At 71.6% G+C, this 17,399-nt stretch carries 22 protein-coding genes, 1 tRNA gene and 2 pseudogenes; 9 read left to right on the top strand and 16 right to left on the bottom strand.

The window, feature by feature from the left end; genetic code table 11:
- Positions 1-777, bottom strand: a 777-nt coding sequence (locus tag NCC78_RS14310) for an AAA family ATPase (protein WP_250795009.1), incomplete at its 3' end; no start/stop codon positions are given.
- Between the two features lie 63 nt (positions 778-840).
- Between NCC78_RS14310 and NCC78_RS14305 the strand changes: the two genes are divergently transcribed.
- From NCC78_RS14305 to NCC78_RS14295, 3 genes are all read left to right on the top strand, one after another.
- On the top strand, positions 841-1,560 hold the full coding sequence (locus NCC78_RS14305; protein WP_250795008.1) for a PP2C family protein-serine/threonine phosphatase: 720 nt from the start codon (positions 841-843) through the stop codon (positions 1,558-1,560).
- 49 nt (positions 1,561-1,609) lie between these two features.
- Positions 1,610-2,809 carry a GNAT family N-acetyltransferase gene (locus NCC78_RS14300; protein ID WP_250795007.1) on the top strand — a complete coding sequence of 400 codons (1,200 nt, stop codon included), beginning with the start codon at positions 1,610-1,612 and terminating at the stop codon, positions 2,807-2,809.
- A 174-nt stretch (positions 2,810-2,983) separates the two neighbouring features.
- Positions 2,984-4,183 carry a hypothetical protein gene (locus NCC78_RS14295; protein WP_372495133.1) on the top strand — a complete coding sequence of 400 codons (1,200 nt, stop codon included), beginning with the start codon at positions 2,984-2,986 and terminating at the stop codon, positions 4,181-4,183.
- Between the two features lie 61 nt (positions 4,184-4,244).
- On the opposite strand, the gene NCC78_RS14290 is transcribed toward NCC78_RS14295, so the two are convergent.
- The 5 genes from NCC78_RS14290 to NCC78_RS14270 form a co-directional block, all read right to left on the bottom strand.
- Positions 4,245-5,327, bottom strand: coding sequence for an NAD-dependent epimerase/dehydratase family protein (locus tag NCC78_RS14290; protein ID WP_250795005.1), 1,083 nt, complete (start codon positions 5,325-5,327; stop codon positions 4,245-4,247).
- A 44-nt stretch (positions 5,328-5,371) separates the two neighbouring features.
- On the bottom strand, positions 5,372-5,668 hold the full coding sequence (locus tag NCC78_RS14285) for a hypothetical protein (protein WP_250795004.1): 297 nt from the start codon (positions 5,666-5,668) through the stop codon (positions 5,372-5,374).
- Positions 5,669-5,840: 172 nt separating this feature from the next.
- The gene (locus NCC78_RS14280; RefSeq protein WP_250795003.1) at positions 5,841-6,332 is read right to left on the bottom strand and encodes an anthrone oxygenase family protein; all 492 of its coding nucleotides are present in this window, start codon (positions 6,330-6,332) and stop codon (positions 5,841-5,843) included.
- Positions 6,333-6,507: 175 nt separating this feature from the next.
- Positions 6,508-6,756, bottom strand: coding sequence for a flavin reductase (locus NCC78_RS14275; protein ID WP_250795002.1), 249 nt, complete (start codon positions 6,754-6,756; stop codon positions 6,508-6,510).
- Positions 6,753-7,010 carry a hypothetical protein gene (locus tag NCC78_RS14270; protein ID WP_250795001.1) on the bottom strand — a complete coding sequence of 86 codons (258 nt, stop codon included), beginning with the start codon at positions 7,008-7,010 and terminating at the stop codon, positions 6,753-6,755. The genes NCC78_RS14275 and NCC78_RS14270 overlap by 4 nt, the downstream gene beginning before the upstream one ends.
- A gap of 210 nt (positions 7,011-7,220) precedes the next feature.
- Between NCC78_RS14270 and NCC78_RS14265 the strand changes: the two genes are divergently transcribed.
- The 3 genes and pseudogenes from NCC78_RS14265 (at position 7,221) to NCC78_RS14255 (ending at position 8,449) form a co-directional block, all read left to right on the top strand.
- Complete coding sequence (locus NCC78_RS14265) at positions 7,221-8,027, top strand: helix-turn-helix domain-containing protein (protein WP_250795000.1); 807 nt, start codon at positions 7,221-7,223, stop codon at positions 8,025-8,027.
- A pseudogene (locus NCC78_RS14260) lies at positions 8,014-8,201 on the top strand (DUF397 domain-containing protein). Before NCC78_RS14265 ends, NCC78_RS14260 begins: the two are co-directional and overlap by 14 nt.
- Positions 8,202-8,374: 173 nt before the next feature.
- Positions 8,375-8,449: transfer RNA gene (locus NCC78_RS14255), tRNA-Lys, on the top strand.
- A gap of 78 nt (positions 8,450-8,527) precedes the next feature.
- On the opposite strand, the gene NCC78_RS14250 is transcribed toward NCC78_RS14255, so the two are convergent.
- The 8 genes and pseudogenes from NCC78_RS14250 to NCC78_RS14215 form a co-directional block, all read right to left on the bottom strand.
- Positions 8,528-9,031 carry a tyrosine-type recombinase/integrase gene (locus tag NCC78_RS14250; RefSeq protein ID WP_250794999.1) on the bottom strand — a complete coding sequence of 168 codons (504 nt, stop codon included), beginning with the start codon at positions 9,029-9,031 and terminating at the stop codon, positions 8,528-8,530.
- 31 nt (positions 9,032-9,062) lie between these two features.
- A pseudogene (locus NCC78_RS14245) lies at positions 9,063-9,305 on the bottom strand (helix-turn-helix domain-containing protein); the annotation flags it as partial.
- A gap of 132 nt (positions 9,306-9,437) precedes the next feature.
- Positions 9,438-10,592 carry a low temperature requirement protein A gene (locus tag NCC78_RS14240; protein WP_250794998.1) on the bottom strand — a complete coding sequence of 385 codons (1,155 nt, stop codon included), beginning with the start codon at positions 10,590-10,592 and terminating at the stop codon, positions 9,438-9,440.
- A 391-nt stretch (positions 10,593-10,983) separates the two neighbouring features.
- Positions 10,984-11,880 carry an NADP-dependent oxidoreductase gene (locus tag NCC78_RS14235; protein WP_250794997.1) on the bottom strand — a complete coding sequence of 299 codons (897 nt, stop codon included), beginning with the start codon at positions 11,878-11,880 and terminating at the stop codon, positions 10,984-10,986.
- Positions 11,881-12,308: 428 nt separating this feature from the next.
- Complete coding sequence (locus NCC78_RS14230) at positions 12,309-12,635, bottom strand: hypothetical protein (RefSeq protein ID WP_250794996.1); 327 nt, start codon at positions 12,633-12,635, stop codon at positions 12,309-12,311.
- The gene (locus NCC78_RS14225) at positions 12,622-13,353 is read right to left on the bottom strand and encodes a hypothetical protein (RefSeq protein WP_250794995.1); all 732 of its coding nucleotides are present in this window, start codon (positions 13,351-13,353) and stop codon (positions 12,622-12,624) included. The genes NCC78_RS14230 and NCC78_RS14225 overlap by 14 nt, the downstream gene beginning before the upstream one ends.
- Positions 13,350-13,712 (bottom strand): WXG100 family type VII secretion target, encoded by a 363-nt coding sequence (locus NCC78_RS14220; RefSeq protein WP_250794994.1) that lies wholly within the window; start codon positions 13,710-13,712, stop codon positions 13,350-13,352. Before NCC78_RS14220 ends, NCC78_RS14225 begins: the two co-directional genes overlap by 4 nt.
- Positions 13,709-14,074: a hypothetical protein gene (locus tag NCC78_RS14215; RefSeq protein WP_250794993.1), complete on the bottom strand. Its 366-nt coding sequence runs from the start codon at positions 14,072-14,074 to the stop codon at positions 13,709-13,711. The genes NCC78_RS14220 and NCC78_RS14215 overlap by 4 nt, the downstream gene beginning before the upstream one ends.
- Before the next feature lie 162 nt (positions 14,075-14,236).
- Here NCC78_RS14215 and NCC78_RS14210 point away from each other — a divergent pair, with 162 nt between their 5' ends.
- Positions 14,237-15,133, top strand: coding sequence for an SdrD B-like domain-containing protein (locus tag NCC78_RS14210; RefSeq protein ID WP_250794992.1), 897 nt, complete (start codon positions 14,237-14,239; stop codon positions 15,131-15,133).
- Positions 15,134-15,234: 101 nt separating this feature from the next.
- Here the strand turns inward: NCC78_RS14210 and NCC78_RS14205 are convergent, their stop codons facing one another.
- Together NCC78_RS14205 and NCC78_RS14200 are read right to left on the bottom strand one after the other, a co-directional pair.
- Complete coding sequence (locus NCC78_RS14205; RefSeq protein ID WP_250794991.1) at positions 15,235-15,942, bottom strand: cation diffusion facilitator family transporter; 708 nt, start codon at positions 15,940-15,942, stop codon at positions 15,235-15,237.
- Positions 15,939-16,289, bottom strand: coding sequence for an ArsR/SmtB family transcription factor (locus NCC78_RS14200; RefSeq protein WP_250794990.1), 351 nt, complete (start codon positions 16,287-16,289; stop codon positions 15,939-15,941). The genes NCC78_RS14205 and NCC78_RS14200 overlap by 4 nt, the downstream gene beginning before the upstream one ends.
- Positions 16,290-16,482: 193 nt before the next feature.
- Here NCC78_RS14200 and NCC78_RS14195 point away from each other — a divergent pair, with 193 nt between their 5' ends.
- Together NCC78_RS14195 and NCC78_RS14190 are read left to right on the top strand one after the other, a co-directional pair.
- Entirely contained in the window at positions 16,483-16,911 is a 429-nt protein-coding gene (locus NCC78_RS14195; protein WP_250794989.1) for a hypothetical protein, read from the top strand.
- 126 nt (positions 16,912-17,037) lie between these two features.
- Positions 17,038-17,399: protein kinase domain-containing protein (locus NCC78_RS14190; protein ID WP_250794988.1), on the top strand; the 362-nt coding region annotated here is incomplete at its 3' end.

Raw genomic sequence — 17,399 nt, 5'->3', positions numbered from 1 at the left:
CGGGCGGGGCGGGCGGAGCAACGCCTCCGGCCCCCGCCCGGCGTGGGCGGCGAGCAGCTCGGTCAGCGCGTACGGGTTGCCGGCGGTGCGCTGCCAGACCGCGCGCACCAGGCGGGAGGAGGGGCGCAGGTCCGCGTACACCTGGGTCAGCACCTCGGCGACCTCGGCCGGGAGCAGCGGTCCGAGGTGTTGGCGAACGGCGCCCCGGACGCCGCAGAGCCGCGCCAGCGCGCGGACCGCGAGGTCCGGTGCGACCGCGTCCGCGGCGGGCCGGGTGGCCACCACCAGCAGCGCGGGCAGGTCGGCGGCGGTGGCCAGCTCGCCGAGCAGATTCAGGCTGGCCGGGTCGAGCGCGTGCAGGTCCTCCACCACCAGCACCGCCGGGCCGGCACCGACCAGCAGCCGGACGGTACGCACGGCGAGGCGGAGCAGGGTGCCCGGGGCGTAGCGTTCGCGCGGCGCGGTGGGCTGCTGGGCGAGCCAGGCCAGCGCGTCCGGCGGCAGGTCGAGCCGGCTGGTGTCCCGACCAGTGAGAACGGCGGCCAACCAGTCGTACGGCGCGGGGCTGTGCACCCGGGCGGCGCCCGACAGCACCACCGCCGGACGCGGAGTGAAGGCCTCCAGAGCGGCCGCGACCAGCAGAGACTTGCCCACGCCCGCGCCACCGCTGATCACGGCGACGGACGGCGCGGACCGTCCGGAAGCGACCACGGTGGACCATGCCCGGTCGAGCTCGGCCAGCTCACCGGCGCGCCCGACCATGGACACCGGCATCATTCCCCAACCCTACGCAGTAGTGCGTAGAGACGGCGGCAGGGTGTTCTTGGCAAGCTTGACCCCATGACGCTGATCCTCCGCTCGGCCATCCTCAACGACATCGGCCTGGTCCGGACCAACAACGAGGACTCCGCCCTCGCCGGTGACCGTCTCGTCGCGGTCGCCGACGGGATGGGTGGACTGCCCGCCGGCGAGGTGGCGAGCGAGATCGTCATCCGCATCCTGGACGAGCTGAGCCCGCCCACCGCCCCCGACGAGGCCGCCGACGCGCTGCGCGCCGTGGTGAGCACCGCCAACCGCCGCATCCACGCCGCCATCACCGTCGACCCGGCCCGCGACGGCATGGGCACCACGCTGACCGCCGCCCTGCTCGCCGGGGACACCCTGGTGCTCGCCCAGGTCGGTGACTCTCGCTGCTACCTCCAGCGCGACGGGGAGCTGACCCAGCTCACCCGGGACGACACGTTCGTCCAGGCGCTGGTCGACCAGGGGGCGCTCGCGCCGGAGCAGGCGCGGCACCACCCGCAGCGGTCCCTGGTGACCCGGGCGGTGCAGGGCGCGGACACCCCGCCGGCGATCGGGGTGCTGACCGTGGTCGCCGGCGACCGGCTGCTGCTGTGCAGCGACGGGCTCTCCGACTACGTCGAGGACGCCACGATCTCCGCCACGCTGAGCATGTACAGCGACCGCCAGCAGTGCGGCGAGCAGCTGGTCAAGCTCGCCCACCAGGCCGGCGCGCCGGACAATGTCACCGTCGTGGTCTCGGACGTAACCGGAGTGTGAGCGGGCGAATGCGGTTGCGGCGTACGCCGGGTCGGGTTGGGATTGGCGGATGACCATCCGCCGGGTGCGCTCCGAGGACCGACTGACCACCAGCTTCCCGCTCCAGGCGTACGCGTTCGAGACGTCGCCGCCCACCGCGGCCCGGACGGAGGAGTTCCGCGAATACCTGCCCTACAACGAGGGCAACCGGACGCTGGTCGTCGAGGCGGACGGCGCGTCGGTGGCCGCCGCCTCGGCCGTCCCGATGCGACAGAACCTGCGCGGCACGGTGCTGCCGATGGCCGGTGTCGCCGGGGTGGCCACCCACCCGCTGGCCCGCCGGCAGGGGCACGTCCGGGCCCTGCTGCACCAGCTCCTCGACGAGATGCGCGACGAGGGGCACCGGCTGAGCGCGCTCTGGCCGTTCCGGCCCTCGTTCTACGCGCGCTTCGGCTACGTCGGGCTGCCGAAGGCGCGCACGGCCACCTTCTCCCCCGCCGACCTGAGCCCGCTGCTCCGCACCGAACTGCCCGGCGAGGTGGGCTGGGAGCGGATCGGGACGGGCTACCCGACGTGGCGGGAGTTCACCGAGCGGTCCCTGCTCCAGCGGCACGGCTTCGCGCTCTTCCCGGACTACCGGGACGTCGGGTTGCGCGACCGGGACGAGCGGTGGCTGCTCACCGCCCGGGTCGGCGGGGCGGTCACCGGTGCTGTGACCTACCGGATCGACGACCACGCGGGCACGCTGATCGCGGACGACCTGCTCGCCACCGACCCGTACGCCCGGGCGCTGCTGTTGCAGTTCTTCGCCCGGCACGTCGACCAGGTGGCGAAGGTCAGCGTCGTGATCCCCGCCGACGAGCTGCCCGAGCTGTGGCTGACCGACCTCGACGTGCACGTCGAGGCGACGATCGCCCGGCCGGGCTCCTCGGCGCCGATGGCCCGGCTGCTGTCGGTGGACCCGCTGGCGGGGCTGCCCGCCGGTCCCGGCCGGGTCCGGGTGGAGCTGACCGGGGACCGCTGGCTGGCCGGGACGTACCTGCTGGACGGCACGACCGGGTCGCTGGAACTGGTCACCGGCGCCACCGCCACGGCCGGGTCGCCGCCGACCGCCACGCTGACCGCCGCCGGGCTTTCCGCCCTGGCGTACGGGGTGCTCGACCCGGCGGAGGTGAGCCTGCGGGGGCTGGGCGACGTGCCGGTGGACGCCGCGGCCGAGCTGCGCCGGCTCTTCCCGCGCGAACTGCCGTACCTCTTCGCCGACTTCTGACCCGCCCCGGTTCGGCGCGGCTCGGCGCGGGCCCGGTTCGGCGCGGCCCGGCGCGGTTCGGCGCGGCGCAGTCGGGATCGTCGCGCTGATCCGCGCCCGACCTTAGGGCCGGGTTAAGCCCGGGCGGCGGATTCACTCCGCCGTCCGTGCGGCTCCTAGCATCACGGGGTGCGCGTGAAATCCCTTGTCGCCCTGCTTGTCCTGAGTGTCGCCACCGCGGGCCTGCCCGGCTGCGGGGGCGCCACCCCCGACGGCGACGCACCGCCGGCCCCGGTTGCCGCGTCGGCGCCGGCCAGCGGGGTCGAGGCGACCGGCCCCGCGGTCGCCCCGGCGGACCGTTCCGGCCTGGGCGGGCCCGGGGCGAGCGCTGGCCCGAAGCCCTCGACGAAGGCCGGGGCGCTGAAGGCCGGCAACCCGAACGGCGGCGCGGACGTCCCGGCCGAGGCGCGGGCCGTGGACACCTCGAGGCCGACCCGGACGATCGGCAGCGGCACGGCGGCGAGCTGCACCTCGGCGGCGGTGGTGAAGGCGGTCGCGGCCGGCGGCGTCATCACCTTCGACTGCGGGCCGGAGCCGGTGACGATCAGGATGACGGCCACCGCCAAGGTCCGCAACGCCAACGGGCCGAGGGTGGTGCTGGACGGCGGCGGCAAGGTCACCCTCAGCGGCCAGGGGCAGCGGCGGATCCTCTACATGAACACCTGCGACGGCGCGCAGGGCTGGACCACCTCGCACTGCCAGAACCAGGACCACCCGCAGCTCACCGTGCAGAACCTGACCTTCGCCGAAGGCAACTCCACCGGCGAGCAGGCGGAGGGCGGCGGCGGTGGGGCGATCTTCGTCCGGGGCGGCCGGTTCAAGGTGGTCAACTCGCGCTTCGTCCGCAACCGCTGCGACCGGACGGGCCCCGACCTGGGCGGCGCGGCGATCCGGGTGCTCAGCCAGTACGAGAACAAGCCGGTGTACGTCGTGGGCAGCACCTTCGACGGCGGCGTCTGCGCCAACGGCGGGGCGCTGAGCAGCATCGGCGTCACCTGGGTGGTGCTGAACAGCGTCCTGCGCAACAACCGGGCGGTCGGCACCGGGGCGAACCCGGCCAAGGCCGGCACGCCGGGCGGCGGCAGCGGCGGGGCGATCTACTGCGACGGCAACGAGTTCACCGTTCGGATCGCCGGCACGCTCATCGAGGGCAACAAGGCGAACGAGGGTGGCGGGGCCGTCTTCTTCGTCAGCAACGACCGCACCGGCACCATGCGGATCGAGAACTCCACCCTGCGCCGCAACCCGAGCGACGGCTTCGAGACGCGCGGCTACCCCGGCATCTTCTTCCTCGGCGCCCGCAACCCCACGGTGACCAACTCCAAACTCAGCTGACCCACAGCCCGCCCCGGCACCGGAAGCGCCGGGGGTCGCGGATCGGCGGGGTGGGCGTACGTCAGTAGGGGTTGCCGTGGCCGGCGGGGCGGGCGCGGAGCAGGCCCGCCGGGCGGCCGGGCAGGCCGGGGTCGGCGGACATCGGCGGGCTGCCGGTGTGCTCGCCGTGGGCCATGCCGGCGATGAGTTCCTTGAGCGCGCTGAGCGCGTCGTGCCGGGGCCGCCAGCCCAGCTCGGTCTCGGCGCGATCGCTGGACATCAGCGGCGCGTTCAAAGCCAGCTGCACCCAGCCGGCGTCGATCGGTTGCAGCCGCGCCCGCCAGGTCAGCGCGGCGGCGGCGCGCAGCAGCGGGCCGGCCACCGGCACCGTCCAGCCGTGGAAGTGCCGGGCCACCAGCTCGGGGGTCAGCACCGGGTCCGCGGCGATGTTGAAGGCGCCGCGCGCCTCGCCGAGGGCCGCCCGGGCGTACGCGTCGGCGACGTCCTCGGCGTGCACCGCCTGCATCCGCAGCCGAGGGTTGGTGGGCACCAACGGCAGCCGCCCGAAGCGGAGCAGCCGCAGGGGCACGAACGGCCCGACGAAGTAGCGGGTGATCTCGGTGGCCGCGGCCCGCTGGAAGACCAGTCCGGGTCGCAACCGCACCACCCGCAGCCCGGGATGCTCCCGTTCCGTCCGGTCGAGCAGCGCCTCCACGTCGGCCTTGTCCCGGCTGTACGACGAACCGGGCACCCCGGTCACCGGCCAGCGCTCGCTGACCGGGTGGTCCTTGGGGCCGGGCGCGTAGGTGCCGACCGACGAGGCGTAAACCAGGGCCGGCACGCCGGCGCGGACCACCGCCTCGATCACCGCGCGGCTGCCGCCGACGTTGGTGCGGTGCAGCACCCGTTGGTCGTGACTGGGCTGGATCTGCCAGGCCAGGTGCACCACCGCGTCGGCGCCGGCGAAGACCTCGGCGAGCTGGTCGGCCGCGCCGGGCAGGCCGATGTCGCAGGAGTGCCACTCCACCTGGTCGTACGGCTCACCGGCGTCCGCGCCGGGCAGCCGGCGGGCCACTCCGGCGAGGTCCAGTCCGCGTTCCCGGCGCAACCGGCGCAACAGCGCGGTACCGACGTTGCCGCTCGCCCCCACCACCACGATCCGCATGCCCGACCCGTACCCGGTCAGCCGCCCGCCAACCGCCCGACGGGTCAGGGTCGGGGTGACTCCCGCACCCAGTTCCGCTTCTCGCCACGGCGGCGACCGTCGGAGGCGGCCAGGCAGCGTGGGCAGATCCAGCCGACGGCGTCCGCCTCGGTGAGCTGGTCGGTGCCGGTGTAGTCGAACTTCACGTGCGGGAAGCGGCGCAGCCGGGTGCGGCTGAGTTGAAGCCCGCACACCGTCTGGTTCTGCCCGGGCAGCCAGGCGTGCACCTCACCGCCCGGCTCGCGTACGCCGTCCGGGCCGATCTCCTCCCCGGAGGCCGCCACGGCCGGGGTGCTGCTCATCCTCATCCCGACACGGTTCCCCGCGCCGGCCCACCCATGCCTGCCGGCCGACTGGGCGATCCGGCCCGCGGCACACGCCGTGCCCGGCCCGCCGGTCGCCGGCCGGCTCGCCCACGCTGACCGTGGTCAGCGGCATCGCCGAGTCGGCGGGCAGGTCCAGCTGGCTCCGCGCTCAGCCGCGCCGGGTCAGCAGCGCGGCGATCAGGCAGGCGAAGGCGAACGACGAACTGATCGTGCGGACCAGGTTCCACCGCACCCAGGTCGCCTCGAACCGCTCCCGCACGGCCGCCAGGTCGGCGATCCGGTCCACCGGCCCGGCGGCGTCGAGCTGGTCGTTGAGGGGCACGTTCACGCCCATGGTGACGCCGAGGGTGACCAGGTAGCCGACCAGCGCGGCGACGGTCCAGCCGGGCACCGGGCCACCGTGGGGCAGGTGCAACGCGGCGGCCAGCGCGATCAGCAGCACCGCGCCGAGGAAGGCGGCCAGGAACCAGCCGTTGAGGATCTTGCGGTTGATCGACTGCATGGCACCGACCAGCGTCCGGTCGTCGGTGACGGCCAGGCCCGGCATCACCGAGCAGGTGTACGCGAAGAAGAGTCCGGCCGTCAGCCCGGTGCTCAGGGTCGCCCCGGCCAGCGCGGCGATGCGGATCGGCTCGGGCATGGTGGTCCTCCCCCTGTGGTCGTGCCACCAGTCAACCGGGTCGTGATCGTCCCGGCCATGGCCGAACCGCTCCACCCCATACGCGGTCGTCCAGCGGTCCGGCGCGCCCTGCGGTCGCATCCCCCGCCCCACGCAGCGCGTTCGCGGGCATTGCGCCGGCCGGAGGACGGCACGGTCAGCCGCGCGGGCGGGCCCAGCCGGTGAAGCGCTCGGCCAGGCCGGCCGGCGGCTCGCCCCCGTCCAGCTCGGCAAGCTGCTCGGCGGCCTCCACCTGGAGATAGCCGAGGTAGATGATCAGCGCGATGCGGTCGGTGCGGTACTCGGCGAGCAGGCGCAGCTTCGCCGCGGAGCACGGCCAGGCGATCCCGCAGGCCGCGCAGCGCCAGGTCGGGCGGGACGGCAGGTGGTCGGGCCGGCGGGTCACAGCGACGGCACCGGTACGACCGTGGCCCGGTCCACGCGCACGAAGGCGTACCGTTCGCGCGCCCGGAGCGCGCCGTCCGGGTTCAGCTCGCGGCCGCGCAGCTCGGCCCACTCCGCGCCCTGGAACGGGCCCCGGCTGAGCACCTCGGCGACGTACATGCTCAGGCTGCCGCTGCCGAACCGGTAGGCGTCCTCGGGGACCCGGATCACGTCTCCCACCGTCCACGCCGGTGGCTTCGGCTCGTCGCTCGGCACGTCTCCCCCTCTCCGCCGTCGGGAGGGACCGCCCGGATGAGCACCCCGGGTGGCCCCCGGCCGGTGCTCCACGAGCAGTCCCGCTGGTGACACTCTGCTGTGGAGCCGACTACGCTCGGCAGGTGCTCTCGGGGTCCGGGCCGGGCTGACCGGACCAGCGCCCGGCGGGTGGCGACGTGAGTAGTCGATCTTCGAACTGGGAGGCTCTGAGTGGCTGACGTGCCGAGTCCGCTCGCGGACTTCATCGTGGCCGAGATCCGCCGCTCAGGCGGGGCCGCCGGCATGACGCAGGAGGCGTTCGGCCGGGGCGCGGGCTTCAGCGCCTCGCACGTCAGCGCCGTGGAGAGCGGCACCCGCGCCCTCACCATGGACTTCATCAAGGGCGCCGACCGGGCGCTGAAGACCGGCGGGCTCTTCGAACGGCTCGTCGCCAACCTCGGCGCACCGTCCTGGTTCCTGCCCTGGCTCGACGCGGAACGCGGCGCGCGTCAACTCAGGCTGTTCGAGCCTCTTCTAGGTCCCGGCCTGCTACAGACCGAGAACTACGCCCGGGTCGTCATGCGCTTCAACGACATGATGTCAGCGACGGAAGTTGACCAGCAGGTGAGCACCCGCATGGACCGTCAAAAGGTCCTCACCGGCGACAAGCCCCCACAGTTGGTCGCGGTCCTGGACGAATCCGCGCTGCGTCGGACGGGCGACGGATTCAGCGGCATCATGGCTGACCAGGTCGCGCACCTGGTCGCGATGGCGGAGCTTCCGCACGTTCACGTGCACCTGATTCCGGCGGCGACCGGACTGCACATCGGCCTGTCTGGCCCCTTCGCGCTGGCTCGATCCGCCGATGGCGGATGGGTTGGGCACCTGGAAAACCAGCTAGGCGGAGTTGTGGTCGACAGAGAGGATGAGGTGGCTAGTCTTCTGGCGAAGTGGGAGGGCGTGCGGAACGAAGCGCTCCCGCGCCAGCAGTCCATCGATCTGATGAAGGAAGTGCAGAGCCATCATGGACCTCAGTAACGCCACCTGGCGCAAGTCCAGCCGCAGTGGTTCCAGCGGCGGCAACTGCGTGGAGGTGGCCGACAACCCGGGATGGTCGGCGTCCGCGACTCCAAGGACCCGACCGGCCCCGCCCTCACCTTCACGCCCGCGGCCTGGCGCGCCTTCGTCGCGCTGGCCGCCGAGCGGGCGTAGTAGACCTGCTCCGTCGGTGCCCGCCCACGATCGGGCGGGCGCTCCGCGTTGCTGGAAACGGCTGGTTCCCGACCTGACGTTCCGAACCTGACGGCCTCGCTGAGCTGCACGTATCGACGGCGGCGTGGAAGCCGCAAGTCGCATCCGGTCGCCGTCCGGTAACCTGAGCGCGCGGGCCGCTAGCTCAATGGCAGAGCTGTGGACTTTTAATCCATAGGTTCAGGGTTCGAGTCCCTGGCGGCCCACCATCTACCGCCTCTGAGCTGCGAGAACGCCGAAGGAAGATCATCGGGCGCAATCAGGGCACAAACTAACTCTGATCTTGGTTATTGCCGGCGTCGCCACGTCTGCTGTCGGCATGCCGGAGGAGCTGGCCCACCACGCCGCGGCCGGTCCTTCTTCGGCAGCCAGTGCACGTAGGTTTCCAAGGTGATCCGCAAATTGGCGCGCCTCAGCGCCTTCTGCACGTCCTGCGGCTCGAAGCCGTTGCTCATCAGCGTCGTGGCGAAGAAGTGGCGCAGAGAGTGAAAGGTGCCCTCCTTCGGCCAGCCGGCCGCCTCCCGCCAGTCCGTCCACAGCTCTGCCCAATAGCGATCCGTCAGCAGCTTTCCCCGCTGCGAGGTGAACAGGACCGCCACACGCCGGGTCACCCGCTCCCCCGTTGTGATGTCCGGCAAGTCGAACTCGACGGGGCCGACGTCGCTGAGGTGAGCGGTCAGTTGGTCCGCCACGACCGCGTCCAGGTCGACGGTTCCCCCTGATCCGCTCTTCGGCGGCGAGAGGTAGAAGCCGCCGAAGTGCTCCGGCGAGTGCCGCAGCTGCTGGACCACGTTCAGTTCCCCATGGGTGACCGCCGCTGACCCAGCGGGGATGGTTGCGGCGCAGTTCGCAGATCACCGCCTCCACCTCGCCAGAAGTCTGGGCCGGGTGCGCATGCGGTCGGTGCGACCGGTCAGCCAGACCATCCAAGCCCTGGTCGCGATACCAACCCAACCAGCGATGCACGGCCTGACGCGAGACGCCGAACCGTTCGGCGACCTCGGTCACGGACAGCCCAGCTTCGACTTCCAACACTGCGCGATGGCGCTGCTCGGTCACGCTCAACTCCACCAGCACTCGACGGAGTGTCACCCATCAAGTGAAGCCACCGTGTAACGCATCATCCGGAGTCGGACACGTGTCGGGTCTCAGGACCTGCGTGACAGAACAGTCTCAAGAGATGGGTGACGCTTCCGGCTAGCCGGGTGGTGAGGGCGGCTCGGACGGGCGTCTACGGGCGCGGGCTGCGTCGGATATGGCGATCCCGGTCAGGACGAGGGCAGCAGCAGCGGCGACCACGAGTGGCGGCAGGGGGAGCATCGCCGGTGTCAGGGCGGCCAGCACAAGGACGCCGATCGGTCGGGACCGGGACACGCGGCCGAATACCGCGTGCTCGAAGCGGGCGCGCCCGGCCAGGTACAGCGCCGGTCCGCCGAGGATGACGGCGATCCAGGCCGGTGGGGTGTGCCCGAGTGGATGGGCGATGACGAGTTCGTCGCCGACGGCGGCGACGACCACGCCGGCCACCATCACCAGGTGGGCGTATGACGCCAAGCGGGCGAGCCGGACCGGGTCGGCGGACACGGCAATCGCTTCCGCCAGGACTTGCCCAGCGCGGTATATGTAGATCCGCCACAGCAGCACGGTGGTCGCGATCGACACTGCGAACGCGGCGGCCCTGTCCGGCGCGAAGCCGCTACTGCTCAGCGCCAGTCCGGTAACCAGGATCAGCTCCCCGAGCGCGATGATGAAGAACTGCCGGTAGCGCTCGGACAGGTGCTCGCCCGAGATCACAAGGTCTTGATTGGGCGTACGGCCCGCCCCCGGGGTGGGGAAGCCGATTCTGCCTGCCGTGTGGTCAAGGACCACCGCGAGTGCCCACAACGCTCCACGTGCCGTGCCGTGCACGAGCGCCCCCGCGATCCACGGCAGCGCCGACAGGCCGTACCAGAACAGCCCGCGCACGACGTGGCGCTGCAGCTTGTGGCCACGCAGAATGGCCACGAGGACGAGCCCGCGGCCGAGCTGGACGGCGACGTAGGCGCCCGCGAAGATCAGGCCCGTGTCGCCGAATGCCTCGGGCACCGCGGCCGCCATCACCAGGCTGCCGACCATGGTCGCGATGACCAGCGCCTGGATTACCGGTCGATGTGGGTCCGTCCGGTCGGTTAGCCACGCGGTGCTGGACCAGACCCACCAGATGGCCCCCAACAGCACCAGCGTCCGGAAGGCGCCGCTCCACCCGAGATCCTCGGCCAGGCCGCGCGAGAGCTGAGCGAGCGCGAGGACAAACACCAGGTCGAAGAAGAGTTCCAGGAACGTAGCCCGCTCCGGGTCCCCGGCTTTCCGCACCAGCTCGGCCGCCCTGCTCGTTGTCATCGGCTCGCCCGTTCTGCCAGGTTTGCTCTAGGTTTGGGGGCATTCTGACATGCGACAGCGGCCGGAGCGCGTGCCCGGCCCTCATGCGACCGGCCCGCCAAGCGCTATGTATCAGATGGTCGCTGGTGAGGGGCTAGTCGCGACGGCGCGAGCGCCCGCCGACAGCAACGCTGACTGCAACCGTCCCGGACGGGTTGTCTGTCGACAGCCCTGCACGGACAGTCGTCCGAGGTCGTGCACGCGGACAGACGCCGCCGGACGAGCTGCACAGAGCTTGTAAGCGAGTAGTCCGGGCCTGCGGGCCGACCGGACCCCGTCACCGAACAGCGGACCCCACGTCCCACAGCGGCACCGACGGCAGTGACTAGTCGGCGACGTGGATGACGATCTTGCCGCGGCGCTTGGCCGTCTCGAGCGCCTCGTAACCTGAGCGCGTCTCAGTGAGGGGCAGCACGCGGTCCAGCACCGGCCTCAACCGGCCGTTATCGACGAACTCGGCGATGGAACGCAACGCGTTCTGGTTGGGCTCGACGACGAAGAACACCCCACGAACGCCATGCCGGGCTGCTTCCTGCTGGTCGGGTGGGGTGACGAGGGTGACCAGGACACCGCCCGGTTTCAGGACCGACCAGGAGCGCGACTGCGTGGCCCCTCCGACAAGATCAACGACCACGTCCACGTCGCGAACGTGATCCTCGAAGCGGTCGTGCGCATAGTCGATGACCTGCTCGGCACCCAGACCCTTGACGAATTCCAGGTCGGCCGCCGCCGCCGTGGCGTTCACACGGGCACCGAGGCTGGCCGCAAGCTGCACCACGTAGGCTCCCACGCCGCCGGCGCCGCCCTGCACCAGCACGTGCTGGCCGGCCTGCAGGTCAGCGTGATCCACCAGGGCCTGCCAGGCACTCAACGCAGCCAATGGGAGCGCCGCGGCGTGGTCGTGGTCAACGGTGGCGGGTTTGGCCGCCAGGACGGCCGCGGGCAGGGCGACGTACTGGGCCGCCGCGCCATCGCGGGTGAAAGGGATCAAGCCGTAGACGGCCTCCCCCTCAGCGGGCCTCTCCACCCCCGCCCCGGACGCCGCGACGACTCCGGAGAACTCGTGCGACGGGATGATCGGGGTGCGCTCGGGTCCTGTCCCGTCAAAGCTGTGCGTCCAGGTTGCCGGCCAGGTGAGCTCATGGGGTGTCATGGAAGCGGCCTTCACGGCCACCAACACCTCACCAGGCCCCGGCTCGGGCCGCGGCGCCTCCTCGTACACGAGTTGCTCCGGCCCGCCCCTGGTGTGAGCTCTCACGGCATGCATTGTGCTCATCCGACGGCTGCTCCCTCCCGATCGCATTCGATCAGCCCGCCGGCCGCCCCTTGGGGATAAACCGAAGGCCAACTCCCGCATTATCTGCCGGTTCGGCACCCCTGCCGGTCGGATCTCTGGCAGGTAATCCGACCGCTGGCCGGAATTGCCGATCCGGAGACGGGCCACGCCGGCGGCGCAGATAATCCTCGAGGATGCAGCGCCCGGGAGGCCCTACGCCCGGCGGCCGGCGCGCAATGCAGTGCCGGAGTTGCCCCCAGCCGGGTGTGATGGGCGGCGGAGGCTGGGCATGACGACCGGAGGCAGCAGTTGGCAGAAGCCACGGTCGGTCATCCACGGCGCACGGTAGTTGGTCTTCCTGGCCTTTCGCAGCCCTACTGCTGTTCCTGACTACCCAGGTCTGCGGCGAGTTCGGTCGCTTGGTCGGTGAGGCGTTGCCGCTCGTCCGGGTCGAGGTTCTGTTCCCAGTCTTTGAACCGGTGGTAGCGGTCGAGGAGTTCTCCGCCGTAGGCGTCGGTGGCGGCGATCTGTTGGAGGTTGGTGTGCCCGGCGAGGAGGTCGCGGGCCATCTCCTGGAGGTCGTCGCCGGCGACGCCGTCGCGGAGCCGAGCGAGGCTGGCGTGGAAGAGCTTGGCGAGGCCCCGGTCGCCTTCGGTGAGGTCGAGGAACTGTTGCCCTGGTTGTGGTTCAGGTTGCGTCATGAAGCACCGGGCTCGTGTAGGGCTGGTCGGGCAGGGGGACCTTGGACAGGTCGCCGCCCTGTTCGGCGAGGGTCTTGATGAAGCTGAAGAAGCCGAGGATCGCGGTGCCGCCGGCTTGGATCTTCAGTGCGGCGTCGTTGACCTTCTTGACCAGTTCGGTGGCTTGCCAGGCGGCGATGCCGTAGCCGGCGACGGCTCCGGCTCCGGTCTCGATGAGTGCGGTGCCCGCAGCGGCGCTGACGCCGATGATGATGGCCTTGTCGATCATCATCTTGACGAGGCCGCCGATCATGTCGGCCAGGAGCCAGATGGCGCGCGCGGCTTCGTGGTACTTCTCTTCGACCTGGGCGAGGACGACGTTCTGCTGAACCGTTGCCGCCCCGAGCTGGCGGAAGTAGACGAAGGCGGCGTCGGCGGCCTGTCCGTCCCACTGTTGATCCATCTGCGCAGAGACCAGGCTGACGTTCTGGCCGAGGGCTTGCAGGCTCTGGCCGAGGTTGCCGTAGGCATCGCCTGCTTTGTAGAAGCTTTCCCAGTCTCCGACGAGGGCGTTGGTGATGGTGCCGATGACGTCGTAGCCGGCGACGTCCTTGATGATCTGGTTGACCCAGTGGGAGATGGAGATCGAGTCCAGGATGCCGATGGGGTTGGCGAATCGCTGGGTCAGCGAGGCGTCTGGTTGGCTGGGCTCGACGAGGAAGTCTGTCGGTTCTCTCACGGCAGGTTCCCACTCAGCGGGCGCCCGCCGGGAAGTTCGTAGCCGCTGCGGTCGACCGTCGGGTAGGTGGCATCCAGGCGGGCCGCGCTTCCGCTGTCGGTGCGCTGGTAGTAGTCGGCGGTCCCTTGGAGCGCGTCGCGTGACTTGCCGAGCAGCTCCACCAGGTGGGTGAGCCGCTTGTTCATCTCGTCGATGAGCTTCTGATGCGCGGGCCATGCTTCGTTGAGCAGTCCCTGGCCGTGCCATGGCATGTCCGTGTGCTTGCGGATGTACGCCCTGGCGGTCTGAGCGTCGAGGCCCGCGTCGTCGAGACGGGACGCGGCGCGTTCCAACGCGCCGGGTTCGACGGAGAAGCTCACGACAGGCGGTCCCCGATGATGCCCGTCACGACGAGCAGGATCGCGGCGGCGAGCAGCGCAAGGGCCATGATCCGACCGCGCCGTTTCGACTCGGCGTTGTTGCTCGCCCGGTAGACGCCGAGGCCGGCCACCGCGGCCACACCGAGGGGTGCCGCTACCGACATGAAGCGGAAGAACGACCAGGCGCTGAACGTCCCATCGTCCCCGACGCTCGCCAGCTGGTAGACCAGGAAGCCCAGGCCGACCAGGCAGAAGAAGAACAGCACCATCGACACCAGCGCCACGCTCTTGCGGAAGTCATGCCACTGATCCAGCTTCTCCGGCACCGCCGTCACCCGATCCGTCTGCCCCGTTCCACTCACGACCGCACCATGCCACAGCACGACCACGGACCGGGACCCCGCCCTCACCCACAAGATCATGTAACGCCAGCGGGATCGACGACGCCGGATGAGGGGAGACAGTTGATCTCCATTGCGGCCCTCACCGACTGGGAGGGCCGTGGCTGCGACGTGAGGACGTGCATGCGTCAGATTTCCCTGTCCCGCTCCATCCGACGTACCTTCTCCACCACGCTTTCCGCCCTCGCCCTGGTCGGGGCCTCGGCGGCGCTCACTCCGGCCGATGCGGTGGCGGCCGGAAAGCTCCAGCCCGACCTGGCCGTCGACCTGATGATGACCGACGTGCTGAACCCGGCGGAGGGCGAGACCTTCAACGCCCAGATCGACGTGCGGAACTACGGGACCGGGGAGTCGAGCCCGATCACCGTCACCGTCGCGGTACCGGAGGGGCTGCGTACCACGACGCCCTACGACTTCGGGTGGACCTGCGCGGTTGCCAGCGCCACCAGCTACACGTGTTCGTACCCGGCCCTGGCGGCCGGCGGCCGGGCCGAGCGGCTCCACGTGCCCTTCGTCGTGGCCGGCGCGGTGCCGGGCACGGCGGTGCCGATCACCACGACGATCGCTCCGGAACGGCGCGAGGCAAACACCGGGAACAACACCGGCTCGGTGACGGTGGCGATCTCCGGGACGTGCGTCATCCGCGGCACCGTCTGGCACGACCTCGACCGGGACGGGCAGCGCGAGGAGGGTGAGCCGGCAGTCGCCGGCGGCCCGGACGGCGTGCTGTACGTACGGCTGGGGGTCCGCCAGGGGCAGGCCACCGGCGGTGGCTCCGCCGTGGTCAACCCTGACGGCACCTGGTCGATCACCGCCCGCACCGAACTGCTGTACCAAGTCTGGATGGAGACCTCCAACGCGTACAGCCTCACCGCCTCCGACGCCGGCGACGACGCCACCGACTCGGACATGGTGACCTCGTACCAGTACGACCCGACTCTGCTCGTGTCCGGCAGCGAGTTCCACGCGGTGCACGGCGGGGAGTACGTCGTCGACGCCGGCCTGGTCACCCGCAGCTGAGCCCGCCGCCGCCCGCCCGCCCGACCCGGGCCGGGCGGGCGGCGGTCCACGGCCGTCAGGACCCGCCGGCTCACGGGTGATCCGCCGGGCGCAGCCCGGACTCAGGTCGTACGGTCGGCGCAGCAGGCGTCCGCACAGTCGGGGCCGCACCCGCAGCCCGAGCCCGCGGCCCGGTCGGCCGACGGGAGGGCGCAGTCGTCGCAGTGGTCCCCGCGCCAGGCCTCGACGCCTTCCTTCACCGCGACGCCGGCGATCACCAGGCCGGCGACCGGATCGGCCCAGGACCAGCCCCAGAGCGCGTTGAGCACCAGGCCGACCAGCAGCACCGCCGAGAGCCAGGTGCAGAGCATGGTCTGGGTGGAGTCGGCGAGCACCGTGGCGGAGCGCAGCTCCCGGCCGGTGCGGCGCTTGGCGCGTACGAGCAGGGGCATCACGATCAGCGAGGAGATGGCGAGGCCGATGCCGACCGGGCTGGCCTCGGCGTCACCGTCGCCGAGCAGGGAGCGGGCCGCGTCGACGGTGACCCAGGCGGCGAGGGCGAAGAACGAGAGCGCGATCAGTCGCAGCGCCCGCCGTTCCCGCTCCTCCGGCACCCGGGAGCGGAACTGCCAGATCACCACGGCCGCGCTGGACACCTCGACGAACGAGTCCAGCCCGAAGCCGATCAGCGCCGTCGAGGACGCGGCGGCGCCGGCTGCCACGGCGACCAGCCCCTCCAGCAGGTTGTAACCGGCGGTCACGTACGCCAGTTGGAGGCTGCGTCGGGACAGCAGTGCCCGGCGCTCCGGGGCCAGCAGCGGCGTGCTCATGCCGCAGCCTCCCCGGCGGGCGAGCCGTAGACCGGGCAGAGGGCGACGGCGTCGCCGGTGGCCGCGAGCACCTGCTCGGCCGCGCGCAGCAGGTCGAGCAGCTCCGGCCGGGCCAGGGCGTAGAACGACTGGCGACCCTCGGCCCGGAAGTCCACGAGGCCGCAGTCGCGCAGGCAGGCGAGGTGCTTCGACACGGTGGACTGGGCCAGGCCCAACTCGCCCGTCAGGTCCACCACCCGCGCCTCACCGGCCGCGAGCCGCCGCACGATCGCCAGTCTGGTCGGGTCGCCCAGGGAGCGGAACAACGCCACCGCGGGCCCGAGGGCTGGAGGAGAACTGATAGCCACGCGGCGATGATAGCCGGTCTGGACGATGGTTTGGCTCGTTACCGCCGACGTACGGGCACTCCTTTTCCGGCTACCCCCGCCGGCCGGCGGTGGCGGAGGGGGAGGGAAAGGTGGCCACTTCGTCACCTGTCGGCGCCGCCGGGCCCCTGGTTTCCTGGCCACAGCTCAGGTCCACCAGAGAAAGCAGGGTTACATGTCGATCCTCCGCCGTTCCCTCGCCGCCGCGACCGTGCTCGCCGCCGCCGGCGCCGGGACGCTGGTCAACGCGTCCCCGGCCCTGGCCAGCACTCCCGCCAGTTGCTCCAGCGTCCGCCAGATCGGCACGACGCGGGTGCTGACGGTCGGCGGCATGGAGGCGGCGTCGGTCAAGCAGTACTACGGCTGCGGCTACAACTACGCCTACATCTACGTCTGGGAGCAGTACCGCAGGACCCATTCCAACTGGGACCTGTACGTCCACGTGATCGACCACACGGACAGCGGCTCCGACTACGGCGTGGGCGAGCTGAACAACACCACCCGGGCGGAGCTGTGGGGCGCCCCGGCCAACACGGCGGCGCACTGCACCCACGTCACCGGCTACCTGAACTCGACGGGCGGCTCGACCAGCACCGTCTGCTGACGAGACGGCGGACCGGCCCGGCGGGCGGAAGGGGGGCATCCGCCGGGCCGGGCCGCCGTCCCGAGCGGTGAGCATCTCGACAGCGACGCACGAACCTGACCTACCGCTCGGTCATAATGGGCCGCCATGGTCCACTCAGAGCAGACGGCGGCCCACCACCCCGGGGAGGTCGCCCCCGTCGCGGGGCTCGACCTCGGCGTGCCCGGCTGCACCGACGCCGTGGAGATCGGCCGGGGCGGCTTCGGGATGGTCTACCGGGCCTGGCAGCCCGACTTCTCCCGGTCGGTGGCGGTGAAGGTGCTCGCCGCCGACTGGCACGGCCCGTCCCGGGCCCGCTTCGAGCGGGAGCTGAAGGTGCTGGGCCGCCTCTCCGACCACCCGCACATCGTGACTCTGCACCAGGCGGGACGCACCGCCGGCGGCAACCCGTACCTGCTGATGGCGTACGAGGAGGGTGGCTCGCTGGCCGCCCGCCTGGCCGCCGGCCG

Source organism: Micromonospora phytophila, assembly GCF_023656545.1.
In the GTDB taxonomy this organism is placed as follows: domain Bacteria; phylum Actinomycetota; class Actinomycetes; order Mycobacteriales; family Micromonosporaceae; genus Micromonospora; species Micromonospora phytophila.
The sequence above is the reverse complement of the archived record's forward strand: the minus strand, read 5'-3'. Positions and strand labels throughout refer to the sequence as shown.

Coding starts and splice junctions, on each gene's coding strand:
- NCC78_RS14280 (WP_250795003.1), bottom strand. CDS start 6,332: ATGCCCGAGCCGATCCGCATCGCCGCGCTGGCCGGGGCGACCCTGAGC.
- NCC78_RS14210 (WP_250794992.1), top strand. CDS start 14,237: ATGCGTCAGATTTCCCTGTCCCGCTCCATCCGACGTACCTTCTCCACC.
- NCC78_RS14230 (WP_250794996.1), bottom strand. CDS start 12,635: ATGACGCAACCTGAACCACAACCAGGGCAACAGTTCCTCGACCTCACC.
- NCC78_RS14285 (WP_250795004.1), bottom strand. CDS start 5,668: ATGAGCAGCACCCCGGCCGTGGCGGCCTCCGGGGAGGAGATCGGCCCG.
- NCC78_RS14300 (WP_250795007.1), top strand. CDS start 1,610: ATGACCATCCGCCGGGTGCGCTCCGAGGACCGACTGACCACCAGCTTC.
- NCC78_RS14290 (WP_250795005.1), bottom strand. CDS start 5,327: ATGCGGATCGTGGTGGTGGGGGCGAGCGGCAACGTCGGTACCGCGCTG.
- NCC78_RS14205 (WP_250794991.1), bottom strand. CDS start 15,942: ATGAGCACGCCGCTGCTGGCCCCGGAGCGCCGGGCACTGCTGTCCCGA.
- NCC78_RS14195 (WP_250794989.1), top strand. CDS start 16,483: ATGTCGATCCTCCGCCGTTCCCTCGCCGCCGCGACCGTGCTCGCCGCC.
- NCC78_RS14305 (WP_250795008.1), top strand. CDS start 841: ATGACGCTGATCCTCCGCTCGGCCATCCTCAACGACATCGGCCTGGTC.